Source organism: Clostridium pasteurianum DSM 525 = ATCC 6013, assembly GCF_000807255.1.
Lineage (GTDB): Bacteria > Bacillota > Clostridia > Clostridiales > Clostridiaceae > Clostridium_I > Clostridium_I pasteurianum.
This window is the reverse complement of record NZ_CP009268.1, coordinates 2,540,133-2,564,812: the sequence shown is the minus strand read 5'-3', so window position 1 is coordinate 2,564,812 and position 24,680 is coordinate 2,540,133. Positions and strand designations below refer to the sequence as shown.

Genomic DNA, 24,680 nt, shown 5'->3' with positions numbered 1-24,680 from the left:
AATTATGCAGGTTATAGCAGCTTTATGGTTCAGAAATCTTAAAATTTTTGCACGGAATCGTGTTCAGCTTGTTTTCACAATTATCATGCCGTTTTTCTTTTTATATGTGTTTAGTGCAATATTTAAAAATGACAATATTTCCAATCCGGTAAATTATATGCTTGCAGGTATTGTTATAACAACTGTCTTTCAAACTGCCATTACTATAGCTACCAGTACAATTGAAGATATTGTTTCGGGTTTTATGAAGGAAGTGCTGGTAAGCCCGGTTAAACGAATGCAGATTGCTGCGGGTCAGCTCTTGTCTGCAGCCACAATAGCAACTTTACAGGGAATTATAATTTTATTTATTGGCTATTTTATAGGTCTTAAATTTACATCTTTTATTACACCTTTTGCAGTAATTGTTGTAATGGCTGCTGTGGGACTTGTGTTTTCTGGTTTGGGGTTATTTTTAGCTGCACTGGTAAAGAATTCTCAAACCTTTCAAATTGTAATAACGGCTATTACAATGCCATTGACATTTCTTTGTGGCGCATATATTCCACTTTCGTTGTTACCAAAAATATTGCAATATTTTGCTTACCTCAATCCAATGACATATACAACAGCATTTTTTAGAACTATTATATTGGAAAAGACTTCTTTAACAACGGAGCAATTGATTGAGGAACAACTTGCTTTTAAAATTGGAAATTTTGTAATTACTCCTACTATCAGCATGTTGATTGTAATAATTTTTGGACTTGTATTTTTATTACTGGCAACATTAGTTTTCTCAAAAGTAGATTTTTCAAGAATTAATCGTTCTAAAAGTAAAGAAGCTGATATATGGAGTTAGTGATAATAGTGTAAAATAATTGACGTGTGTAGTAATCTAAATAGGTGTACTGCACACGTCAATTGTTACTTGTAAAATATTTTTTATATACATTTTATAAATATAATAACACATAATGAATAATTAGAAAATTATATACTTATATATTATTAAAGTTAAATAAGGTATTTTTGTTAAAAAATTATCTAATGACCATATTTATATATGGTATAATATAGATAATATTTAGATTGTATTACTAATAAATATTTTTAATAGCTTTTACCAATAAAATTAATTAATAAAATTTAAAAACATGTAAATAAAATTAATTAATTAAAATTATAGAGGTATTTAAATTGTTAAATTTTTTGCAATGTAAATTTTGATAATTACCCGTAAGTATAACCCAATATTAATTTATAATGTTATTTTAATATTACTTCTTGTATTGAATTTTATTGTATCTATAAAAGAATAAATTAATATAAGAATAAAATAAGGGGAGTGTATATAATGAAAGCTAAGATAACTAAAATCAAAGGAATTTATCAAAAGGGAAAATCTTTCAGCAATATAGGAACTTACTTTATGGCATATAAGGGTAAAAAATATTATAGTGGAGATGTAATAACCATATATGACAGGCATAATATTTCTTATAATACTATAATTGTTGAAGAAAATAGTAAGTGTTATATCTATGGATTTTCATATGCAAGTATTAATGGTAACATAGATAAAAGTGAAATATCTGATATAGTTCTATATAAAAGCTATAAGGATTTAAAAGATGGAGAAATTATTTTTGATTTTAAAATATGTATTACAGAAAAGAATAATATTACGGAAAAAGATAATTCAGATATAAGAAATGCAGATCAGAGAGAAATTAATGTTAATCTAAGTGCAGAAGTCAAATTAAGATTAGTAGAAATGGATTTATATCCTTTGTTAGATAGGATAAAAGACACTAATTTAAATGAGGAACAAAAAATGGCTATAGATGAAAAATTACATGAATTGGGAAAGCAATATATAATTTTATATGATATAGTAAAAGAACATAAATATATAGAAAAAAATAGTTTGAACTAATTAATTCTATTTTTTAAAGCAATGCACTAAAATTTATTATATTTTATGGATATATCTAAAATACTTATAATGACTCCCTGTTTTTAGTTTGTAAAAATAGGGGGTCATTATAAGTATTTTTAAGAAAATCAGATAAATAGTAATTGGTTATTAAAAAACAATAGAGAATTGAAAAAATAAGTATTATAATATAATTAATAATTTGGTACAATATGTATATTTGATAAAGACACTAAATATTATGTGAAATTTCATTAAGAAGGTGATTTAAAAAACAGTATTAAGAAAGTATTTACAATGATAGATTTATTTTATGAAATTTTAATTATGAAATTTATCAGGATGATTATAATAAAATATTAAGATAGGATGAGTGTTTTGTGTCAATAAAGGGAAAGTTTTATTCAAGCTTAAAAACTGATAGAAAAAAATTTTTAAAATATTCAGCTGTAAAGATATGTTTTATATATTTGATCCTTGGTTTTAATTGGATTTATTTTTCGGATAGAATTGCAAATAAGTTATCTAATAAAAAAAGTATTGTATTGATTATAAATACATATAAAGGATGGATTTATGTTTTGGTAACATCAATTATTTTATATTTATTAATCAATATTTTTTTAAACAAGGTTTGTTTAACTGAGAAGAAACTTGATGATAGTTATAAAAAATTAGAGCAGGTAAATGAAGAACTTCAAGCATATGTACAGCAATTGGCAGCTTCTGAAGAAGAGTTAAAAATACATTATGATAAAACTATGAAGATCAATGAAAGGTTAAGTAGAAGTGAAGAAAAGAATAAAAGTATTATTAAGGCTATACCAGATTTGATATTTATATTAGATAATAGAGGATTTTTTATTGATTGTAATACAAATGATGAAAACAGATTATTAGTTCCTAAAGAGAATTTTATTGGAAAAAATCTTTGGGATGTTTTGCCTGAAGAAGTAGCTGATATTGCCTGGAAAAAGATGAAAATGTTATTTAAAAATGGAGAACTACAAAATTTTAAATATAAATGGAATTATAACAATAAGGGTATAGATGAATATTATGAAGTTAGAATGGTGAAAAATAGCGAAAAAGAAGTGCTTTGCATGGTAAGAGATATTACTGAAGAAAAATACATGGAATTAAAATTAGAATATTTAAGTTATCATGATCAATTAACAGGTTTGTATAATCGCAGATTTTTTAATTTAGAATTAGAAAGATTGGATACAGAGGCAAATCTTCCTTTAACTATTGTTATGGCAGATGTAAATGGATTAAAGCTCATAAATGATTCTTTTGGTCATGTTATGGGAGATGAATTACTTAAAAAGGTTTCAGGATCTATCATAGAGGGATCTAGAAAAAATGATATTATAGCCAGACTTGGAGGAGATGAATTTATAATTCTTTTGCCTAGAACAGATATTATTAAAGCAGAACAGATTATTAAAAATATTAAAAATATAGCTTCTAAGCAAAAAATAAAATCAATTAACATATCTATTTCTTTTGGTTATGAAGTTAAAAAGAAGAAAGGGCAAAATATAAAAGAAATTTTAAAGAAAGCTGAAGGTTATATGTATAAGAAAAAACTCTTTGAAAGTCCAAGCGTAAGAGAAAAAACTATAAAGGCTATAATTAGTACTCTTCATGAAAAAAATAAAAGGGAAGAGCAGCATTCTTTTAGAACGGCAGAGTTGTGTAGAAAAATGGGGAAGGCACTTTCCTTACCTGAAAGTGAAATTGAGGATCTTAAAACTGCTGGATTACTTCATGATATAGGTAAAATTGCTATAGAAGAAAATATACTCAACAAAAAGGAAAGATTAACATCTAATGAAAGGGAAGAGATGAAGAGACATCCAGAGATAGGTTATAGAATATTAAGTACAGTAAATGATATGCTTGAAATATCACAATATGTATTAGCCCACCATGAAAGATGGGATGGATGTGGATATCCCAAAGGACTGAGAAGAGAAAAAATACCACTCCAATCAAGAATTATAAGTATAGCGGATGCTTATGATGCAATGATTAGCAAAAGAAGCTATTCTGATGTTATGCCAGAAGAAATTGCTGTACAAAAATTGAGAGAGGATGCTGGGACTCAATTTGATCCGGCATTAGTAAATATATTTATTCAAGAAGTACTAAAGAAATAATTATAAAATACTACAAAAAACTGTATTACAATGCATATATGTACAGGCATTGTAATACAGCTTTTGATTATTTTACTATTAAAAATAGTTATTAAAATCTGATTTTTCATAGCTAAATAGTAATAGCTCTAAGTTTGACAGTTATTTATTTACCAGGATTTATAAACATTTGAACCCAATAAGGAGTACCATTTGTATCTTTAACCATTCCAACTCCTATTTCTGTGAAATTGGAATTTAATATATTTGCTTTATGACCTGGAGAATTCATCCATCCATTCATTACATCTGAAGGAGTCTTTTGACCATATGCAATATTCTCACCAGCAGCACTATAGTTTATACCAAATTTTTTCATCATATCAAAAGGTGAACCATAGGTAGGCGAAGTATGGCTAAAATAATTCTTATCTATCATATCCTGAGCTTTAGCTGTAGCAACTTTAGATAACTCAGCATTAGCTTTAAGTGGAGCTAGTCCATTTTTACTTCTTTCTACATTCACTAATTTAATTACTTCAGTTGCCTCCGCGCTTATAGCAGAATTAGAAGCTTGTCCGCTATTTTGATTTGTTGTATTAGCATTATTTGTTGCAGGTTTAGTAACCGGTGCAGTTGAATTAGTATTATTTGCTGCAGGCTTAGCAACCGGTGTGGTTGGTTTAGTGTTATTTGCTGCAGGTTTAGCAGCAGGTGTAGCTGGTTTAGTGTTATTCGTAACCGGCTTTGTAGTTGTTGTATTTGTTTTAGTAATAACTGCCCAATTTTTTAGTTGAGGATATTTATCTAAAATATTTTTTATCCAAGCTTCTTCTGTTGCGGAGTTAGTACAAGTAACTTCAGCTGCCTTAGCAGTATTTGGTGCAATTGTTAATATAGTTCCTGTTATAGCTAATGCTGCGATTATTGATTTAACTCTTCTATTCATAAAGAAAAACCCCCTAAAAGTTTTAGATTATTACGAATTTATATTAAATGTGTAATATAAATTTATAATCTAATTTTTGTTTTGTTTTCAAAACTTATGTTAGAGTATAAATAATAAATATGAATATTGTGATTCTATTCTGTAAACAGAATAAAAACATTTGAAAAAATATTCAGAAAATTATAGTAAGTGAGGATTATATTTGTATATAATCCTAGGATTATATTAAAAATATAGTGTTTGTTACATAATTAAGGAGTAATCATAAAATAGATTTTTATAATAATGATTTAAATAAAATCCTAATTAAAAATAACTTATACATTAAAAAATGTTTAAAACTATATAAAAAATATAAATAATGGTATATAATATTATAAGATGCGAACATATATTCTTATTAAATGAGGTGAATAATATGGATAACACTATAGAAAAATTAAGAGAGAAATTGCATTTAATGTTAAATTCTGATGAATATAATTATGAAGAAATATTAAAAGTAAGCCAGCAATTGGACAAACTAATTGTAGATTATTATAATTTACAATTAGCTCACTAGAAAAAATTTTTATGTATATTTTTAAGAATATTATATAACCATTAGTTAAATAATAAAATTTATTTTTACTATCTATAAAATCTTAAGTAGTGATAAAAATATATAGATAAGGTTATAGACTAAATGATAAGCTTTTCTATTAAGCAAAATCTCTATAATAAATTTTTTAATATTGAAAATTTTCAGTATATTCTGTATTATTAAATTGTAAGTAGGATTTACACATTATTTATAGAAAAATTAATAATACTAGAGTTTGGAGGGATGTATTATGAAGTTAAAATTTCAAGAATTATTTAGAGCTTTATATAAAAAAATTTTTTTCAGTATTAAACGATTTCCTATAACTTTGATAATTATATTGATTACTTCAATTATTCTTATTTACTATAATCACAGCTATAAATTTGTTTCAAGTGAAAACAGAGAATTAATTAAGCGATTTGCTATGATTTCATCTTTGGGAATTCCAATTTCTTTATGCGTAAAAATGTTTTTTGAAAGAAAATCAAAAATAAATATATTGATAAAGGTAGTTATTTATATAGCTTCATTTACTCCTTTAATATATTTTTATTATCTATTTAAACAGGGGGATATGATATCCATCACAAGTTATATAGCTTTTACTATTGCTTTTTATATAATCTTTACCATTGTACCATATTTTTATAGAAGAGATAATTATGAAATGTATATAGTAAAGCTTTTTACTAATTTTTTTATTACTTACCTTTATTCATTAATACTTTATGGTGGATTATCAGCTATTATTTTTACAACAGATAAACTCTTCAATATAAATATAAATGGTAATATATATATAGATATATTAATATTAGTTATATGTATTTTTGCTCCAGTTTATTTTCTTTCTAGTATACCAAAATATAATGAAACAGTTACTTCCTATAGTTATCCAAAAGTTTTAAGTGTACTAATTATATACATTATAATTCCGATTATAATTATTTATTCTATTATAATGTATGCATTCTTTGTAAAGATAATTATTACTGGAGAATGGCCAAATAACTTAATATCTCATTTAGTATTATGGTATTCATTAATTGATGTTTGGATAATACTTTTTATTTATCCATTACAAAAAATTAATAAATTCACTAAAAATTTTACTCTTTGGTTTCCTAGAATAATTATTCCTATAATGATTATGATGTTTATAGCTATTGCTATAAGAATTAATTCCTATGGAATAACGGAATCTAGATATTTTGTTGTATTAGCTGGAATATGGGTATTTATAAATATGGTTTATATAGGGTTTTATAAAAACTCAAAAAGACTATTTATAACCTTATCATTAGCTATATTTTCTCTTATATCTGTCTTAGGTCCTTTTAGTTCTTATAAATTATCAATATATAGTCAAAATAATAGGTTTAAAAAAATTCTTGAAAAAAATCATATGATTACTGAGTATAATACTGTAAAGCCTGCATCATCAATATCTAAAAATGATATTCTAGATTTAACATCTATTATTTACTATTTTAATAATAATCACAAATTAACAGATTTAAATTATATACCTGAAAAATTTGGTATAGATAATATTGAAGACGTGTTTGGATTTAAACCAGATTATTATGTACCTGGTAATGATATAAATAATATTAGCTATACTTTAAATGGTAATGAAATAGTATTTCCAATAGGTGAATATGAGTACTTTATTGAGTATAATAATTATATAGTGAAAGATAATTCTATTAAAATAAAGGATAGGGATATAACTATAACCTATAATAGGAACGATTCAGAATTAAAAATAATTAAAAAAAGTGAACAGGTGTATAAAATATATATTAATGATATTGTCCATAGGATAAATGAAAAAAATAGAGGAAAAGATATTTCATCAATAGATGATATGACTTTTATGGATGAAAATAATAAAATTAAAATAAAACTAATTTTTAAAAATATTTATGGAACTATTAATGATGATAAAATTCAATCTTTAGAAACTAATTTTTATACTTTTATAAGCATAAAATAAATATATAAGTATGCTTGTCTCTGTATATTTGAGGTAAGCATATTTATTATTTTTAAATTAAATTAAAAGTTAATTATAAATTTATTTCATAAATATGTATTGACAAAAAAATTCATGTAGAATATAATTACTTTAGTAATTAAACATATTAAATTTATATGTTTAATATGTTTATGTAAATTTATTAAACTGACTAGAAAACTAGAGGTTTAAATTTAATTGTTATATTTGTTGTGATAAATACACTAATTACTAAATTTTATTATGTTAATTTTTTATGATTAATATAATGTTTGGAAATGTTTAAATGTGTATTTATTTAGAGACAACTTATATTGAATTGAATTTAAGCCTTTTGTATTAATAAAATTACATTTATAGATATCCAACTTGAAGTATATACTTTTTGAAATATACTTGTACACTGGATAGATACAATATAGCTAAACGGTTTAATAAATAGTTTATGAATTTAGTAAAATTTTATATAAAGTTATGGAATTGGAGATGAAAGAATGCCGAAGGAAAAGAGAATAAATTTGGATTTTGTAGATGTTGAAAATCGTGAGAAACGTTTAGGCACAATTACCGCTTGGGATGGTTCTGCATCAGATTTGGTAAAAGAATCAAATTATCAGATTAGAGCACTTAAAAAAGGTAAAGGTTGTGCTGGCGAAAAGGGCAAAGGATGCAAGCTTTGTGAATTAAAAATGCCTTTTAATCAGCAGACTATGTGTAGTCAGTCTATAGTGGGATGCCAGGTTGGAAATATACCTGATGCAATTTTAATAGAGCACTCATCTATAGGATGCTCTGCAATTCATCCTAGATTTAATTTAGGCTATAAAGTGGGATTAATACGCAGAGGAAAAAAGGTTGAAAATATACAAATATTAAGTACAAATCTTTTGGAAAAAGATATGGTATTTGGTGCCACACAAAAATTAAAGCAATCTATACAGGATGCTTGGGTTCGATTTAATCCCAAAGCAATTTTTATTTCAGCAGCCTGTGCTACGGCAATTATTGGTGAAGATATAGCCAGTGTAGCTAAAGAAGCTGAAAATGAACTTGGAATTCCAGTTATTCCTCTATCCTGTGAAGGCTTTAGATCAAAACATTGGAGCACAGGATTTGATATCTCTCAACATGGGATTTTAAGACAAATAGTCAATAAACATCCTAAGAAGCAAGAAGATCTAATAAATATTATAGCTTTATGGGGTACTGATTATTTTAGTGAAATGCTTAACCCAATAGGACTAAGAGTAAACTACGTGATAGACATGGCCACTGTTGACGAATTAGCCCAATGTTCAGAAGCAGCAGCTACAGCTACTTTTTGTTTTACATTAGGATCTTATATGGCAGCCGCATTAGAACAAGAATATGGTGTTCCTGAAATTAAAGCACCACAGCCTTATGGTTTTAAGGGAACAGATACTTGGCTTAGAGAAATAGGAAAAATTGTCCATAGAGAAGATCAGGTAGAAGAATTTATTAAAAGTGAACATGAAAGGGTTAAACCTAAAATAGAAGAGTTGAAGAAAAAGCTTAAAGGTGTAAAAGGATTTGTTGCAACAGGTTCAGCCTATGCTCATGGAATAATTGCAGTTTTAAAAGAGCTTGGACTTGAGGTAGATGGTTCTATAGTATTTCATCATGATCCTGTTTATGATGGAGGAAATGAAGATCAAGACAGCTTGAAATTTTTGGTGGAGAATTATGGTGACGTAGAGCATTTTACAGTAAGTAAGACACAACAATTTCAGTTTTATGGAATACTGAGGAGAGTTAACCCTGATTTTATAATTATCAGACACAATGGATTGGCTCCATTGGCGGCTAAGGTTGGTATTCCAGCATTCCCATTAGGAGATGAACATCTTCCTTTCGGATATGAGGGAATAATCAGAATGGGAGAAGCGTTATTAGAGGTACTTGCTCATAAAAAATTTGGCGAAAATTTAAAGAGACATGTTAAGCTGCCTTATACAAAATGGTGGCTAGATCAAGAAGATCCATTTGTTCTTGCTAAACATCCTGAAATTTTAGATGAAGAATAATAAATAATAAATTTTGTTGTAAAAAAGGAGATATTTATGTTAGGCAAATTAAATTCTAATGAACAGACTAATTCAATAGTTCATCCACGTTATGCCTGCGCTATAGGTGCGGCATATACTGTAGCAGCAATTCATAAGGGGATTCCTTTAGTACACTGTGGTCCTGGTTGCGTTGATAAACAATATTTCATGCTTTCTTATAATAATGGTTATCAAGGAGGGGGATACAGCGGGGCATCTGTTATACCAAGTGTAAATGCTGGAGAAAATGAAGTTGTATTTGGTGGAGCTAAAAAGCTGGATGACCTTATAAAATCATCTTTTAAAATAATGGATGGAGACTTATTTGTTGTATTGAGTGGATGTATCGGAGAACTAGTTGGGGATGATGTAGGTTCTATTGTTAAAAAATATCAGAAAAAAGGTTATCCTATTGTATTTGCAGAAACTGGCGGATTTAAGGGAAATAATTTAATTGGTCATGAAATAGTTACTGAAGCTATAATAGATCAGTTTGTAGGGGACTATGAAGGAGAAAAGGAAAAAGGATTGATAAATCTTTGGACTGAAGTACCTTATTTTAATACTTATTGGCGTGGAGATTTTATTGAAATTAAGAGAATACTTGAGGGAGCTGGCTTTAAAGTTAATGTTTTATTTGGTTCAGAAAGTAAGGGCGTAGAGGAATGGAAGAACATTCCTAAAGCTCAGTTTAATCTGGTACTTTCCCCTTGGGTAGGAGTTAAAACAGCTAAGCATTTAGAAGAAAAATACAATCAGCCTTATTTGCATATCCCTATTATTCCAATTGGCGCAGAGGAGACAACAAAATTCATACGTCAGGTTGTTGATTTCGCAGGAATAAATAAAGAAACAGCTGAAGAGTTTATTAAAAAGGAAGAAGATAGATATTATTATTTCCTTGATCATTTTTCTGATTTCTTTTCTGAATTTTGGTTCGGATTGCCATCTAAATATGCAGTTGTAGGTGACAGTGCATATAATATAGCCTTAAATAAATTTTTGGTAAATCAGCTTGGATTAATTCCAGTAAAGCAAATTATAACAGATAATCCACCGGAAAAGTACAGACAAGCTATTCAGGAGGAATATAAAAATTTGGCGAAGGATGTGTCTACTGAGGTCGAATTTATTGAGGATGGATATATTATCGAGAAAAAATTAAGAGAATCAGATTTTGGAAGCAGTACACCAATAATATTTGCTTCAGCTTGGGAAAGAGATGTAGTAAAAGAATTAAAGGGGTTAATAGTTGAAGCTAGTTGCCCAGCTACTTTTGAAGTAGTAGTTAATAAAAGCTACATTGGATATACTGGTGCATTAACTCTGTTAGAAAAAATATACACAACTTCAATAAGTAATGGATTATAGATATATAATAGACTAGAATACTGATTAGTTGTTTATTTGAATGTGTCTTAGAGGCTGCCGCATTAGCATAATTTTTTATGCTAGTGCAACAGCCTTATTTTTTATATGCAATTTATTTTTTATCTTGTTCAGCACATCTACCTAAGGTAAATAAAAAATTATAGAGATTTGCATGCCTAAGTTCATCAGTTATAATTTCCGTAAGCATATTTATATGAACTCTATTCTGCATAGCAAAAAGAATTCTTCTGTATCTTTGAACAGCCGCTAATTCTCCCTGTAATGCTCTTTTAATTCCACTACAGTATGATAGGGGTTTTTCAAAGCTTACATTTTCATCAGGTGTTAATACTTGACCGGTTAATTCTGTATAAATTTTTCTAAACATTCCATTATGCTTTATTTCATCGTTTCTAATACTTGTAATTATACTCTTGGCTTCCTGAGTAGGGGCAGTATTTATTAGATAATCATAAAAGAGTTCATCTTCTCTTTCACCAGATACTGCTTCCTTAATAAGGTTTATTGCACCAGGAAGATTTCCAGGATAAGTATAAGGATCAGTTTGCATAGTATTGTCATTTCGGTACATATGAGAATAAACTGGATTAAAAGTAAAAGGATAGTAATGGTACATTAATTTAACCCCCAATTTAATTAACTACAATATATTTTATTAAATAATATTGAAAAATGTTAATATATCTTGGATAAATAAATTTTTCAGTATGAATTTAAATTGTATAATAAGCAATTCAGTGATAAAATTATACAGTGGAATTTGTATTTAATGAAGATAAAATAGATTAAAGGTGGTACTATATGAGAAACTTAAAAATGACAATTCAGTATGACGGAAGTAGATATAAGGGCTGGCAGAAACAAAAATATGGTGAATCAACTATACAATATAAAATAGAAAATATACTATCTAAAATGACTGGAGAAAACATACAGGTAATAGGTTGCGGAAGAACTGATGCAGGGGTTCATGCTGAAAATTATATAGCAAATTTTCATACAGAGTGTGAATTGACTATAAATACCATGCTTGACTACTTGTATGAATTTTTGCCAGAAGACATAGTAGTAAAAGAGATGGAAGATGTTCATGAAAGGTTTCATGCAAGATACAATGCAAAATCCAAAACTTATGTGTATAGAATAGACAATAATAAATTTAGAGATGTATTTACTAGAAAGTATATTTATCATACTGATGAGCAGCTTAATTTAAAGGAAATGAAAAAAGCAGCAGAGATTTTAATTGGAACTCATGATTTTAAGAGCTTTACTAATTTAAAATCTAATAATAAATCTACCATTAGAACTTTGAATTACATAAATATATTAGAAAAAGATAATATTATAGAAATGGAATTAAATGCAAATGGATTTTTGCTTAATATGGTAAGAATTATTGTTGGAACTCTCTTAGAGGCAGGTAAGGGTAAACTTAGTACCGTAGATATACAAAAAATACTAAGAGAAAAGAAAAGAGAAGAATATGGACCTATAGCCTATTCAAAGGGTTTGTATCTAAAAAATGTTCAATATTAATATTGAACATTTTTTAAAATTAATTGATTGATAAAAATTATATGTAAATTAAATATTTAACATTATTGCATAGATTTTTAGAAATTATAAAATAAGAGAAAAAGTTTTATACCATAAAAAGCTAAAAGGAAACTGAATTTACGTAATATATTGAGATAATATTATATTGTTTGAAAAATAACTATTATTGAAGTTATTTGAATATAATGATATTATAGGAATGTAAAGTAAGATTATGGAAATGAATTTATAGTTTTAATATTAATTTGCAATATAATTATATTTCTTGTGAAAACGATTACTAAACAAATTGTATTACTTTCTGATTAGAAAATGATAAGAGGTGTGGAATATATTTTACTGTAATCCAAATATTTGTAGATAAGTGATCTGCCTATAATTCGACAAATACAAAAGCGACGTAGTCGCTTTTTGTATGAGAATAAAAAGTTACAGAATAAATATATTTAATAATGTTTCAGTATATAAATGGGGGGAAAAATTATGAATGCTTATTTATTATTTTTTATTGCGCTTATTCCAATTATATGGCTGCTGATTTCTCTAGTAGTACTGAAAATGCCAGGTCACAAGACATGTCCTGCTACACTGTTTATAACTATAATTTTAGCTATATTTGTCTGGAAAATGCCTTTAGTAGAATCAATAACTGCTTCTTTAGAAGGAGTAGCAATGGCAATATGGCCTATAATGCTTGTAATAATTGCTGCTGTATTTACTTATAACCTATCTGTGTATACTAAAAGTATGGATGTCATTAAAAAGATGATGACAGGTATTACTACAGATAAAAGAATTTTGGTTCTCATTCTTGCCTGGGGATTTGGCGGTTTTCTTGAAGCTATTGCAGGGTTTGGAACGGCAGTAGCCATACCGGCTAGTATAATGGCAGCTCTTGGCTTTAATCCAGTATTTGCAGCAATTATATGTTTGATTGCAAATACAACACCTACAGCTTTTGGGGCTATAGGACTTCCCGTTTCTACACTTGCTAAGATAACCAATATAGATGTGAATATGTTAAGTTATGCCGTTGGGATACAATTGGCACTATTAATTATTATAGTTCCAATAATATTAGTTATGCTGACGGGTAAAAGTGTTAAAGCTATAAAAGGAGTATTTTTTATATCTTTGGCTTCAGGACTTTCTTTTGCAATCCCCGAGATTATAGCTGCTAAATACCTGGGAGCAGAATTACCTGCAATACTAGGTTCTGTTATTTGTTTGATAGTTACTGTAGGGATAACTAAAGTATTTTATAAGACTTCCTCATTGAAAAAAGTTGATAGAGTATCTCTTAAAGAGGGATTTCTGGCATGGATACCATTTATTTTGATTTTTATATTTATTATATTTACCAGCCCTTTATTTAAGCCAATAAGTATTACATTATCAAATATTCAGACATCGGTTCAAATTTATACAGGTAAGGGTGCCAAAGCCTATTCATTTTTATGGATTTTAAATCCAGGAACATTGATTATAATAGCTACTTTTATTGGAGGATTGATTCAAGGAGCTAGTGTTAAAGAAATAGTAAAGGTTTTTATAAATACAATTAAACAGATGAGTAAATCTACAATTACAATAATATCAATACTGGCATTAGCAAAAGTTATGGGGTATTCTGGAATGGTAAAATCCATAGCTGTTGTATTAGTGTCAGGAACAGGAAAGTTTTATCCAGTAATAGCTCCGTTAATTGGTGCTCTTGGAACCTTTGTAACCGGAAGTGATACCTCTGCTAATGTTTTATTTGGCGGTCTTCAAGTTGAAATGGCAAAATCTTTAGGATTAAATCCTTATTGGCTTGCAGCAGCTAATACTGGAGGGGCAACGGCTGGAAAGATGATATCACCTCAAAGTATAGCTGTAGCAACAGCTGCTACGGGTATAGCAGGAAAAGAGGGAAAGATATTAAATTCAACACTAAAATTTTGTGTAGTTTATGTAATAGTACTAGGAATATTTGCTTATTTTATGGGGCCGGTATTTGGATTCTAAATCTATTATCTATAAGTGTTAAAAGGATTTTTTAATTTTAATTAGATGTAATAGTTATTATATAGTATAATTAGTATAAAGTTGTTTATATAGATTGGTATAAAATGTATTTGGAGGTAATCTACTTAAATGATATGGATAATTGCACCAGCTAAAAGCATGAATGAACATAAGCATATAGCTGCTACTGTATACACTAAGCCTATATTTATTGGAGAAGCTGAAACTCTAATTGGGGAGCTTAAAAAATATGACCCTGTACAACTTTCAAGTTTAATGAAGATAAGTGATAAATTATCGGAATTAAATATTGTAAGGTATCATAGATGGAAAAGTATCCATGATAAAGTTAATTCGAAAAGAGCCATAGCTTATTATGACGGTGAAGTTTATAAACAAATAAATGCAGAAGAACTGGATTCTAGGGCACTGAATTTTATGCAAAGGCATTTAAGAATTATATCTGGATTATATGGAATTTTAAGACCTTTTGATATAATAAAGCCTTATAGGTTAGAAATGGGCATTAAGTTGAAAAATTCTAGAGGAAATGATTTATATGATTTTTGGAGAGAAAAAATTACAGATTATTTTAATGAGGAGATAAAGGAACAAAAGGATGATATTTTAATAAATTTGTCTTCTAAAGAATATTCACAGGTTATAGATGTGAATAAATTTAAAGGAAGTATTATAAATATAATTTTTAAGGAATACAGAAATGGTAAATATAAAATTATTCCTTTTAATGCTAAGAGGGCAAGGGGGCTTATGGTTAGGTATATGTCAGAAAATTATATTGAAGATCCTGAAAAGTTAAAAGATTTTGATTATGGATATAGCTATAATCAAGAGTTGTCTACAAATTCAAATTGGATATTTTTAAAAGATATATTTTAATATAAAACAAAAGTTTTGATTAGAAAATATATTGAGTGGAAGAAGAGGTGAAGGAGCCTGTATTTATAAAACAGGTACGAAAGATGAATACTGAAAGACAAAAGAACTTTATAATAAAGCTGGCATATATTTTAGTTATAGCGGCATTGATATTTGTTATTTTAAAATATGTAATTCCACTATTTATGCCCTTTATTATTGGATTTTTTATTGCTTTAATTTTAAAACCTATTATAAATTTTATCAGTAAAAAAATTAAAATAAAAAGAGTTAAAATTTCGGCAGTGGTATTAATAGTTTTTTATTTGTTATTTTTTTTGATTATTAGTATGTTTGGGGTGAAAATATATACTTATACAAAAGAAATGTTTTATAATTTACCTCAATTTTATGTTAATACTATAGAACCTGTATTAAATGATGTTGTAATATGGCTAAGGAAAACCGCACCTCAAATGGATATTTGGATAGCTAATAGTTTTGAAAGCATAAATGATTCTATACTTTCCTTTGTAAAATCTATGTCTTCAACGGTTATGAAGGCTATTATGAGTGTTGCAGGAGGAATACCATCATTTTTTATAAGATTTTTATTTACTATCGTAGCATCTTTCTTTTTTACAATTGATTATAGCAAGATAACTAAATTTATATTAATGCAGTTTTCAGAAAAGAATCAGAATATAATATTAAATGTTAAAAAAAATGGTGTGGATACAATTTTCAAGTTCATAAGAGCCTATGCCATTTTGATTATGATTACATTTATAGAATTATCTATAGGATTAACTATATTAAAAATACCTAACTCAATTTTATTTGCAGCACTAATTGCTATAATAGATATATTGCCAATTTTGGGTACTGGAGGAGTTCTGCTGCCCTGGGCAGCTATATGTATTATTACTGGAAATGTAGGTTTAGCTATAGGATTAGTTGTTTTATATTTGGTGGTGCTTGTAATAAGGCAGACTTTAGAACCAAAGGTAGTGGGTAATCAGATAGGACTTCATCCACTTGTTACATTGATGTGTATGTTTGTTGGTGCACAATTATTTGGATTCATCGGATTATTTCTTCTACCTATTCTAGTAACCATATTAAAAAATATGAATGATGAGGGAGTAATCCATCTTTTCAAGTATTAAAGAATTAGTGAAAATCATCTATAAGTTCATTTATAGATGATTTTTTATTTTATCTAATTAAGGTCGTTCCAATACTATTGTTGATTGGTATAAAATTAAAATTTTGTATTTCTACTTTTATTAAATTAGAAGTTAATACACTTAATTTATTTGTACAAAAATTAAAAAAGCTATTGAAAAATATTGAAATTATGATAAAATTAATATTAGATAATAACTAATATTAATTAAAAATTATTTTAGAGGTGATTGTTATGAATAATAATAATAATAAAGATTTAGATAAAGATATAAAAGTAGATAAAAACCTTTTGGAAGATAAAAATATTTTCATTCCTGAAGAAGATGAAATAGTTATGAATTGTGAAGGTGAACCTTGTAACTTTTCATATTTTCAAGAATAGTATAAAAATTTAAATTTAAAACATTATATAAAATTATTTTACTGCAAGGGGGAAATAACATAAATGGCTCATATTGTTTTTTATACTAAACCAGGCTGTAGAGGAGGGATAATGCAAAAGCAATTACTTATCTCTTCAGGTCATGAGATAGAAGAAAGATCTATTTTAGATGAAAAGTGGACACCAGATACACTCTATCCGTATTTAAAGGGATTAAATGTTAAAGAGTGGTATAATAAAAATGCTGTAGCTGTTAAAAATGGTACTGTAATTCCAGGAAGTTTACCTGAGGATAAAGCTCTTGAACTGCTTTGCAGTGATCCACTACTGATTAAGAGACCTCTCATGATAGTAGGTGATAAATTAGTAGCAGGATTTAATGTTGAATATTTAAAGGAATTGATAGGATTGTATAATATTCCAGAAGAAGATTTGACTAAGTGTCAGGGAAAAACTGAAGCTAGTATTTGTGAAAAAAATTCATAGAATGAGTTGTAATGAAAAAGAATAGAAAATTTATTAAAATTGTGGGATAGAGAAATTTATAATGTATATTATAAATTTCTCTATCTTTGATTAAAAGAAGATTAGAATAAGCCTATATAATTACTACCAGTAACACTTTCATCTTCTACAAAACAGGATATTTTTTAAAGAAAATAAGTATTATTAATGATAATTTTATAACAAAAAAGTCCTTTAAATTAATATTTAGAATCAATTTATTTTATTTTTATGTGATATGAATATTTTATAATACTTGATGTTAACAAAAAATTAATATTAATTATTATTCATCTGAGTTACATATAGATATCTGAGTCTTTAATTAAAAATTTTTGATTATAAATATATCTTAAACTTTGTATTTTAAAATTATAAATTTGGATATATATAGTGAAATTAGTTTCAAACTAAAACTAAAAAATTTGTAAGCCTTAATAATACTATATTTGTATCTATTAATTTTAAGCTTGGATGTAGTTTCACTATATATAATTCCTATAAAAATATATTTATATTTTTTATTAACTTAAAAAACTGCGTCACAATGCGGAATATTGTAACGCAGTAGTATTTTATCTATTCAAAAGATTAATATAAACCTATCTTGTCATCTGAAATATTTATAAATATATTTTTGGTCTGAGTATAGGCATCCAAAATTGATTTATAAGTTTCTCTGCCTATTCCAGATTTTTTATATCCACCAAAAGGAGCACCAGCAGGTAATTGATTGTAAGTGTTAACCCACATTCTACCTGTTTCTACGGCTTTAGCTACTCTTAAGGCTCTATTTATATTTGTAGTCCATACTGCACCACCAAGACCATATTCAGATTCATTTGCAAGCCTTATAACTTCAGCCTCATCTTTAAACTTTATAACTGTAGCTACAGGACCAAATATTTCCTCCTGGGCTATTCTCATGGTATTTGTAGCATCTGCAAGAATTGTTGGTTTAATAAATTCTCCAGATGAAAGCTCACCTTCATTAACCTTATAGCCGCCAGTTATAAGAGAAGCACCTTCTTTTTTGCCAATATCCACGTAATTTAATATCTTCTCTAATTGACCATGATTTACTTGAGCACCCATTTGAGTTTCATTATCCCAAGGAAGACCTACTTTTACTTTTTCAAAGGCTTCTTTTAAAGAGGCGAGGAATTTATCATAAATGCCTTCTTGAACAAATAATCTTGAGCCGGCACAGCAAACTTGACCTTGATTGAAAAGTATTCCAAGTTGAGCACCTTCAATAGCTTTTTCAAAAGGAGCATCATCAAAAAATATATTTGCAGATTTACCACCTAATTCTAAAGTAGCAGGTATAAGTTTATTGGCAGCTTCCTTTGCAACTTCATAACCTATTTCTGTAGAACCAGTAAAAGCAAGTTTACTGAAGCCTTTGTGTTTAAGCATATAATCTCCAGATTTAGAACCTTTTCCTGTAATTAGATTCAATACTCCTGCAGGAAGTACATCACCTATAGTTTTTACAAGTTCCAAAAGGCTTAGAGAAGTAGATGATGATGGGTGAATAACTATGGTATCTCCTGCTGCAAGGGCTGGTGCTATTTTCCAAGCTGCCATGAGCAGTGGGAAATTCCAGGGAATTACCTGACCAACTACACCAATAGGTTCTTTTAAAACTATGCTCAATGTGCTATTATCTATATCTTGGGCAGTTCCTTCTTCTGTTCTTATAGCAGCTGCAAAATATCTAAAATGATCTGCACTGGCTGGTACATCTATATTTAGAGTTTCTCTTAAAGGTTTTCCGTTATCAAGGGTTTCTACTAGAGCTAAGTGTTCTAAATTTTCTTCAATTAAATCAGCGATTTTTAAAAGAATTTTACTTCTTTCCTCACGACTTACTTTTTTCCATTCGTGAAAAGCTTTCCAAGCTGAATCTACGGCTTTATCCACATCGTCATTGCTAGCGTCTGTAAATTCAGAGAGAAATTTACCATTCGATGGATTATAGGCCTTAATAGTACTTTTTTCAGTGCTGTCAATCCATTTGCCCCCAATATATAGCTTATAATTTTTATCTACAGTATTTTCAATATTTTTATTTGTTAATGACATAATAAAACCACCCCAATCAAGTTTTAATAGTTTATAAGTTTATAATATCACTATTATTTTTATTGTCAAATAACAGAAAATATGTTAAAAAATTATCAATTTTTGGACTTTATATATCAAAAAAGCTTAGCAAAGTTTTTGCTAAGCTTTTTTTCTTCGAGTGAATAAATAGATAAAGAAAACAAATATAAATAAAGCTAAAAGGATGACAACTACTTTTGAATAAACGTCTAAAAATCCTAAAATTTGCTGCCATTTGTCACCTAAAATAGCTCCGGCACCTATAAGTACAATATTCCATATAAGAGATCCGGCAGTTGTAAGCAATAGAAAAGAAGAAAATTTCATTTTAGAAATACCGGCAGGTATAGAAATAAGACTTCTAAGTAAAGGTACCATTCTACATAAGAAAACAGTTTTATTTTCATATTTTTCAAACCATAAATAAGCTCTGTCAACATCTTTTCCCTTAATTCTCAGTACACGGCCATAGCGTTCAACTAATTCATTAAATTTAAGAGCTCCAAGCAGCTGGCCTATTTTGTATAGGACGATTGCTCCTACTACAGAGCCTGCAGTAGCAGATAATATAACTCCTTCTAAAGTTATATTAGATTTTGTGGTCATAAAACCACTGAAAGTTAAAATTATTTCTGATGGAATTGGTGGAAAAAAATTTTCTACAGCAATTAATAAAAATACTCCTAGATATCCTATTTCTTCGATAATTGCAATAATATATTGTTCCATTAATTTAATCTCCTTATAAAAGCTAAATTTTTAAATTACACATTATAGATAACAAACTTTATATATAAGTTTAAAAAAATTTTATATTTTAAAACAGTATTGTATATCTATAATAAAATATTAGGCATTATTAGTATAAATAAAAATGTGAAGTAATGCAAAAATATTTTGAAAAATTCATATTTTTTTAATTTTTCGATTAGTATTCCAGTATCTTTCATTAGTATGTTTTATGTGATATTATTAAATTTATACATATGTGAAAATGATTACACGGTTTCTAGGAGGATTTTATGAATAATATCAATAATCAATTTATAATATCTATGTTTATTATAATACTTGGATATGTCTGTAAGAGGTTTAATATAGTCAAAGAAAAAGACGGGGAAGGGCTGGCAAGAATAGTTATCAACATTACATTACCCTGTTTAATTATAAGTACCTTTAGTACCTTAAAGGTTGAATATTCACTTATTAAACTTACATTAATAAGTGTTGCCTATGGAATTCTTATGACAGTAGTTGGTATGTACTTATTTAGGAAAAAAAGGAAGAAGACAAAAGGTATTCTTCTTATGCTTCTTCCAACTTTTAATATAGGTCTTTTTGCTTACCCACTTGTTCAAGCTATTTGGGGGCATGAAGGTGTAAAATATTTTGCCATGTTTGATGTGGGAAATTCTTTTATAATATTTGTATTATGTCATATTATTGCCAGTTATTATTCCAAAGAAAGTGAAACACTTGATATTAAATCAGCAATTTTTAAGGCATTTAAATCTATACCTTTGATTACATATATTATAGTAGTAGTTATAAATATATTGGGCATTAGCATTCCAAAGATGATAATTGATTTTTCGGGTATTATATCAAAAGCAAATATGCCTATGTCCTTAATACTTTTAGGTATATATTTGAGCTTTAAGTTCGATTTTAAAAATTTTAAGGATATTATTTCTATATTAGCCTTAAGATATATAATAGGCTTCAGTGTAGGACTATTATTCTTTATATTTTCACCCTTTGATAAAATGACAAAATATACACTTTTTGTTGGATTTATTCTTCCCATAGCTTCTACTATTATACCTTTTTCCATAGAATTTAACTATGATGCTAAACTTGTAGGTGTACTATCGAATATGACCATATTAATAAGTTTTATATTGGTTTGGATTTTAGTAGGTATAACAACTTAATATATTATAACTCTTAATTATCAATAAATCCTATTTTACAAAAGATTAATGGTGTTAAAAGCATTAGGTTAGATTTATTTTTTTGGAGTGTATTCAGCAGAAACATTTTTTATTAAAGTATCATTATTCTTTGAATCTTTATTTATATAATTAGCTTTTGCAGTAGAATCATTCTCAGAATTTCCAACCTCTATCTCGCCGCTATAAAGAACTCGACTGCCCCAGTAAATGTTCCCTTCTATTTTGTAAACATATTTACCTGGTTTTACAGCAGAACCTTTTGTATCTTTACAATCCCAGATAAGAGTGATGTTCCCTGGACTTTGTGTTGCGCTACTAACAGTATCTATTTCGCTTTTTGATGCATTTTCCCATTTTGATTTTTTAATCCATTCTGTAAGAGCTTCTGATCTTTGCTTATAACCACCACTAGCAGTGTAATTGCTGGCATATATAGAGCGAATATAATTGCCATTAGAATCTTCTATCCATACAGCTACTTGATTACTAGCTAGTTTACGTATATAGCTAAGATTGTATTTGATTTTTACAGAACCGGGTGACTGTTCATTTGAACTGCTAATTTGTGAGCCGCTCTCATTTGGATTTGAAGTATTGTTTGTAATGGCAGTATTATTAGAAATATTATCAGGTTTTTTTACACTACATCCACTTAAAAATACTAACATACCCATGGATAGAGCTAAAGTTTTAATTTCTGGGCTTTTCATTTTAATACCTCCCGTTAAAGCTATAAAATTATATATTTTATGGTAAACTTATTGGTTAAATAAGTCAAATTATAAAAAATTAACTTGCGATTTTTAAATATATACATATTAAGATTAACTGTACAATAAAGATGATTACATGCACTTTTGTTGTATTTTATATTGTGGTTTTCATATTTTGCTGATAAAATAACCATATGTAAAATGTCTAAATATAACTAATTATAATATTTAGTTACTATTTAAATTGGTTATATTAGATTTTGTTCTTTTATGTTAACAAAATGAAAAACAAAGGATGTGTACTTATGAAAAACAAATTTAAATCTATCATCTTTATCATTTTAATTTTCTCTCTAGTAGGATGTGGAAATAACAACAATGCTAATAATGCTAATGCTCAAAAAGCAGAAGAAAAAAAGCCTGATACAAAAATAATTACTGATGTTACAGGCAAAAAAGTAGAAATACCTACAAATATTAAAAGAATAGCAGATTCGTGGCAGGCCCATAATGAGGTTATTACTATGCTTGGTGCCGGAGACAAAATTGTTGCTACTGTGCTTACTGAAAAGTCCAGACCGTGGTTATACAAAGTAAATTCACAGATGCATAATGCTGTAACTGTATTTAACAGTGACGGAAGTGCTAATACAGAAGAACTTATAAAAACGAAACCAGATATTGTATTTATGCCTTTAAATGCAAAAAATGCAGATCGGGTATCACAACTTGGTGTACCTACAGTTCAATTAAATTTTACTGATTTCGATGGACTTAAAAAAACTTTTAAACTTACAGGAGAAATTCTTGGAAGTGATGCTGAAAAAAGAGCAGATGAATACATATCATATTTAGATGGTAAGCTCAATATGATAACAGATGTAACTTCTAAAATACCGGAAAGTGAAAAGCCTAAGGTGCTTCACGTAACATCATTATCTCCACTTACAGTTGATGGAAGTGATACAATAATTGATGCATGGATAAAGGTGGCTGGTGGAATAAATGCAGCTTCTGACGTAAAAGGTAATAATAAACAGATATCTATGGAACAGATGCTAAAATGGAATCCAGATGTAATTATATTAAGTAGTAATACTTTAATGAAACAAAGTGGTAAACAAATTAAAGATATTTTATTACAGGATCAAAGCTGGAAACAAGTAAATGCAGTTAAATCTGAAAAAGTATATTTTAACCCAGATGGAGCTTTTTATTGGGATAGATATAGTGCAGAAGAAGCATTACAAATACAATGGGCTGCTAAAACATTGCATCCAGATAAATTTTCTCAAATGGATATACTCAAAGAAACTAGATCTTTCTATAAAAGTTTCCTAAATTATGATCTTTCAGAAAAAGAAGCTAATAAAATTATCAATAATGAAGCACCTGATAAATAAATATATAGTGAAAGGATTAAATATGGATATACAGCATATAATAAATGATTACTGGTCAGAGAGATCAAATGAGTTCAGTAAGTGCAGACTAAAGGATTTACAAGGGTTTCAACGAAAGATTTGGACAGCGATTATTAGAGAAAAGATACCCTCTGGCAGGGGACTTCATGCTTTGGATGTAGGAACTGGTGGAGGATTTTATGCTGTACTTTTATGTGATATGGGTTTTGAGGTTACAGCTATAGATTATTCAGATAAAATGATTGATAATGCCAGAGAAAATTCTAAAAATCTAGGATATAAAAATATAAAATTTATTAAAATGGATGCTCAAAATTTAGAATTTAAAGATGAAAGTTTTGACTTTATAATATCAAGAAATGTAACATGGACCTTACCAGATCCTGAAAAAGCTTATAAAGAGTGGTGCCGTGTTCTTAAATCTAAAGGTAAAATTATGAATTTTGATGCTAATTATGGACAAACTTTTAAATTAGCTGATGAAAAAGGTGAAACTTATAGAGAAATGCAAAAATGGGTACCTAGTTCCTACAACCGCACTTTACAAAGTGAAGATCTCATTCGTAGAAGGAATGATTTTGCAAAACAATTATATATATCTAATTATGTAAGACCTCAATGGGATGTAGATATACTTATTAAAAATGGCATTAGAAAAATAGATATAGATACAGATATAAGCAGTAGAGTATATGTTGATATACAATATGCACAGGGAAAAAATGAGGGAGAAATTCAGAAAAAAAGAGATTTTGGATCAGACTCGGAAATGTTTATGGTATATGCTGTTAAAAAATAGGAGAATTATTTGCAAAATATTAAAATATAATTGTTTCAATTTAATGGTATCTGCTTAAGTAGATACCACTTTTTATAAAAAG

21 protein-coding genes are annotated in these 24,680 nt (G+C 27.8%); 16 read left to right on the top strand and 5 right to left on the bottom strand.

Features of this window, described 5'->3' with window-relative positions; genetic code table 11:
- Window positions 1-4 precede the first annotated feature (4 nt).
- The 3 genes from CLPA_RS11630 (at window position 5) to CLPA_RS11620 (ending at window position 4,083) form a co-directional block, all read left to right on the top strand.
- Window positions 5-841 (top strand): ABC transporter permease, encoded by an 837-nt coding sequence (locus CLPA_RS11630; RefSeq protein ID WP_003441294.1) that lies wholly within the window; start codon window positions 5-7, stop codon window positions 839-841.
- A gap of 495 nt (window positions 842-1,336) precedes the next feature.
- A complete protein-coding gene (locus CLPA_RS11625; protein WP_003441298.1) occupies window positions 1,337-1,918 on the top strand; it encodes a hypothetical protein in 582 nt (193 codons plus the stop codon).
- 380 nt (window positions 1,919-2,298) lie between these two features.
- Window positions 2,299-4,083 carry an HD domain-containing phosphohydrolase gene (locus CLPA_RS11620; protein WP_003441302.1) on the top strand — a complete coding sequence of 595 codons (1,785 nt, stop codon included), beginning with the start codon at window positions 2,299-2,301 and terminating at the stop codon, window positions 4,081-4,083.
- A 145-nt stretch (window positions 4,084-4,228) separates the two neighbouring features.
- On the opposite strand, the gene CLPA_RS11615 is transcribed toward CLPA_RS11620, so the two are convergent.
- Window positions 4,229-5,011, bottom strand: a complete 783-nt coding sequence (locus tag CLPA_RS11615; protein ID WP_003441304.1) for a CAP domain-containing protein — start codon at window positions 5,009-5,011, stop codon at window positions 4,229-4,231.
- A 418-nt stretch (window positions 5,012-5,429) separates the two neighbouring features.
- On the opposite strand from CLPA_RS11615, the gene CLPA_RS11610 reads away from it, so the two are divergent.
- From CLPA_RS11610 to CLPA_RS11595, 4 genes are all read left to right on the top strand, one after another.
- Window positions 5,430-5,573, top strand: a complete 144-nt coding sequence (locus CLPA_RS11610; protein ID WP_034829996.1) for an aspartyl-phosphate phosphatase Spo0E family protein — start codon at window positions 5,430-5,432, stop codon at window positions 5,571-5,573.
- Between the two features lie 271 nt (window positions 5,574-5,844).
- Complete coding sequence (locus CLPA_RS11605; RefSeq protein WP_003441306.1) at window positions 5,845-7,596, top strand: DUF4153 domain-containing protein; 1,752 nt, start codon at window positions 5,845-5,847, stop codon at window positions 7,594-7,596.
- Window positions 7,597-8,111: 515 nt separating this feature from the next.
- Complete coding sequence (locus tag CLPA_RS11600; protein ID WP_003441308.1) at window positions 8,112-9,662, top strand: nitrogenase component 1; 1,551 nt, start codon at window positions 8,112-8,114, stop codon at window positions 9,660-9,662.
- Between the two features lie 36 nt (window positions 9,663-9,698).
- Window positions 9,699-11,054 (top strand): nitrogenase component 1, encoded by a 1,356-nt coding sequence (locus CLPA_RS11595; RefSeq protein ID WP_003441311.1) that lies wholly within the window; start codon window positions 9,699-9,701, stop codon window positions 11,052-11,054.
- 112 nt (window positions 11,055-11,166) lie between these two features.
- Here the strand turns inward: CLPA_RS11595 and CLPA_RS11590 are convergent, their stop codons facing one another.
- Entirely contained in the window at window positions 11,167-11,691 is a 525-nt protein-coding gene (locus tag CLPA_RS11590; RefSeq protein ID WP_003441315.1) for a ferritin family protein, read from the bottom strand.
- 185 nt (window positions 11,692-11,876) lie between these two features.
- Between CLPA_RS11590 and truA the strand changes: the two genes are divergently transcribed.
- The 6 genes from truA to CLPA_RS11565 all read left to right on the top strand — a co-directional run bounded on the left by truA (window position 11,877) and on the right by CLPA_RS11565 (window position 17,580).
- Entirely contained in the window at window positions 11,877-12,614 is a 738-nt protein-coding gene (truA, locus tag CLPA_RS11585) for a tRNA pseudouridine(38-40) synthase TruA (protein WP_003441319.1), read from the top strand.
- A gap of 504 nt (window positions 12,615-13,118) precedes the next feature.
- Window positions 13,119-14,642, top strand: coding sequence for an L-lactate permease (locus tag CLPA_RS11580; protein ID WP_003441321.1), 1,524 nt, complete (start codon window positions 13,119-13,121; stop codon window positions 14,640-14,642).
- A gap of 129 nt (window positions 14,643-14,771) precedes the next feature.
- Window positions 14,772-15,542: a peroxide stress protein YaaA gene (yaaA, locus tag CLPA_RS11575; RefSeq protein WP_003441324.1), complete on the top strand. Its 771-nt coding sequence runs from the start codon at window positions 14,772-14,774 to the stop codon at window positions 15,540-15,542.
- 35 nt (window positions 15,543-15,577) lie between these two features.
- Window positions 15,578-16,690, top strand: a complete 1,113-nt coding sequence (gene ytvI / locus CLPA_RS11570; RefSeq protein ID WP_003441327.1) for a sporulation integral membrane protein YtvI — start codon at window positions 15,578-15,580, stop codon at window positions 16,688-16,690.
- A 254-nt stretch (window positions 16,691-16,944) separates the two neighbouring features.
- Window positions 16,945-17,094, top strand: a complete 150-nt coding sequence (locus CLPA_RS21355) for a hypothetical protein (RefSeq protein ID WP_162838518.1) — start codon at window positions 16,945-16,947, stop codon at window positions 17,092-17,094.
- Window positions 17,095-17,157: 63 nt separating this feature from the next.
- Window positions 17,158-17,580, top strand: a complete 423-nt coding sequence (locus CLPA_RS11565) for an ArsC/Spx/MgsR family protein (RefSeq protein WP_003441330.1) — start codon at window positions 17,158-17,160, stop codon at window positions 17,578-17,580.
- A gap of 609 nt (window positions 17,581-18,189) precedes the next feature.
- Here the strand turns inward: CLPA_RS11565 and CLPA_RS11560 are convergent.
- Window positions 18,190-19,686, bottom strand: a complete 1,497-nt coding sequence (locus CLPA_RS11560) for an aldehyde dehydrogenase family protein (protein ID WP_003441332.1) — start codon at window positions 19,684-19,686, stop codon at window positions 18,190-18,192.
- A 141-nt stretch (window positions 19,687-19,827) separates the two neighbouring features.
- A complete protein-coding gene (locus tag CLPA_RS11555) occupies window positions 19,828-20,436 on the bottom strand; it encodes a DedA family protein (protein ID WP_003441335.1) in 609 nt (202 codons plus the stop codon).
- A gap of 293 nt (window positions 20,437-20,729) precedes the next feature.
- Between CLPA_RS11555 and CLPA_RS11550 the strand changes: the two genes are divergently transcribed.
- Complete coding sequence (locus CLPA_RS11550; RefSeq protein ID WP_003441337.1) at window positions 20,730-21,641, top strand: AEC family transporter; 912 nt, start codon at window positions 20,730-20,732, stop codon at window positions 21,639-21,641.
- 74 nt (window positions 21,642-21,715) lie between these two features.
- On the opposite strand, the gene CLPA_RS11545 is transcribed toward CLPA_RS11550, so the two are convergent.
- The gene (locus CLPA_RS11545) at window positions 21,716-22,372 is read right to left on the bottom strand and encodes a DUF2271 domain-containing protein (RefSeq protein ID WP_003441339.1); all 657 of its coding nucleotides are present in this window, start codon (window positions 22,370-22,372) and stop codon (window positions 21,716-21,718) included.
- 308 nt (window positions 22,373-22,680) lie between these two features.
- On the opposite strand from CLPA_RS11545, the gene CLPA_RS11540 reads away from it, so the two are divergent.
- Window positions 22,681-23,778: an ABC transporter substrate-binding protein gene (locus CLPA_RS11540; protein WP_003441341.1), complete on the top strand. Its 1,098-nt coding sequence runs from the start codon at window positions 22,681-22,683 to the stop codon at window positions 23,776-23,778.
- 22 nt (window positions 23,779-23,800) lie between these two features.
- A complete protein-coding gene (locus CLPA_RS11535) occupies window positions 23,801-24,598 on the top strand; it encodes a class I SAM-dependent methyltransferase (RefSeq protein ID WP_158380940.1) in 798 nt (265 codons plus the stop codon).
- Window positions 24,599-24,680 lie beyond the last annotated feature (82 nt).

Coding starts and splice junctions, on each gene's coding strand:
- CLPA_RS11630 (WP_003441294.1), top strand. CDS start 5: ATGCAGGTTATAGCAGCTTTATGGTTCAGAAATCTTAAAATTTTTGCA.
- CLPA_RS11625 (WP_003441298.1), top strand. CDS start 1,337: ATGAAAGCTAAGATAACTAAAATCAAAGGAATTTATCAAAAGGGAAAA.
- CLPA_RS11615 (WP_003441304.1), bottom strand. CDS start 5,011: ATGAATAGAAGAGTTAAATCAATAATCGCAGCATTAGCTATAACAGGA.
- CLPA_RS11610 (WP_034829996.1), top strand. CDS start 5,430: ATGGATAACACTATAGAAAAATTAAGAGAGAAATTGCATTTAATGTTA.
- CLPA_RS11605 (WP_003441306.1), top strand. CDS start 5,845: ATGAAGTTAAAATTTCAAGAATTATTTAGAGCTTTATATAAAAAAATT.
- CLPA_RS11600 (WP_003441308.1), top strand. CDS start 8,112: ATGCCGAAGGAAAAGAGAATAAATTTGGATTTTGTAGATGTTGAAAAT.
- CLPA_RS11595 (WP_003441311.1), top strand. CDS start 9,699: ATGTTAGGCAAATTAAATTCTAATGAACAGACTAATTCAATAGTTCAT.
- CLPA_RS11590 (WP_003441315.1), bottom strand. CDS start 11,691: ATGTACCATTACTATCCTTTTACTTTTAATCCAGTTTATTCTCATATG.
- truA (WP_003441319.1), top strand. CDS start 11,877: ATGAGAAACTTAAAAATGACAATTCAGTATGACGGAAGTAGATATAAG.
- CLPA_RS11580 (WP_003441321.1), top strand. CDS start 13,119: ATGAATGCTTATTTATTATTTTTTATTGCGCTTATTCCAATTATATGG.
- yaaA (WP_003441324.1), top strand. CDS start 14,772: ATGATATGGATAATTGCACCAGCTAAAAGCATGAATGAACATAAGCAT.
- CLPA_RS21355 (WP_162838518.1), top strand. CDS start 16,945: ATGAATAATAATAATAATAAAGATTTAGATAAAGATATAAAAGTAGAT.
- CLPA_RS11565 (WP_003441330.1), top strand. CDS start 17,158: ATGGCTCATATTGTTTTTTATACTAAACCAGGCTGTAGAGGAGGGATA.
- CLPA_RS11560 (WP_003441332.1), bottom strand. CDS start 19,686: ATGTCATTAACAAATAAAAATATTGAAAATACTGTAGATAAAAATTAT.
- CLPA_RS11555 (WP_003441335.1), bottom strand. CDS start 20,436: ATGGAACAATATATTATTGCAATTATCGAAGAAATAGGATATCTAGGA.
- CLPA_RS11550 (WP_003441337.1), top strand. CDS start 20,730: ATGAATAATATCAATAATCAATTTATAATATCTATGTTTATTATAATA.
- CLPA_RS11545 (WP_003441339.1), bottom strand. CDS start 22,372: ATGAAAAGCCCAGAAATTAAAACTTTAGCTCTATCCATGGGTATGTTA.
- CLPA_RS11540 (WP_003441341.1), top strand. CDS start 22,681: ATGAAAAACAAATTTAAATCTATCATCTTTATCATTTTAATTTTCTCT.
- CLPA_RS11535 (WP_158380940.1), top strand. CDS start 23,801: ATGGATATACAGCATATAATAAATGATTACTGGTCAGAGAGATCAAAT.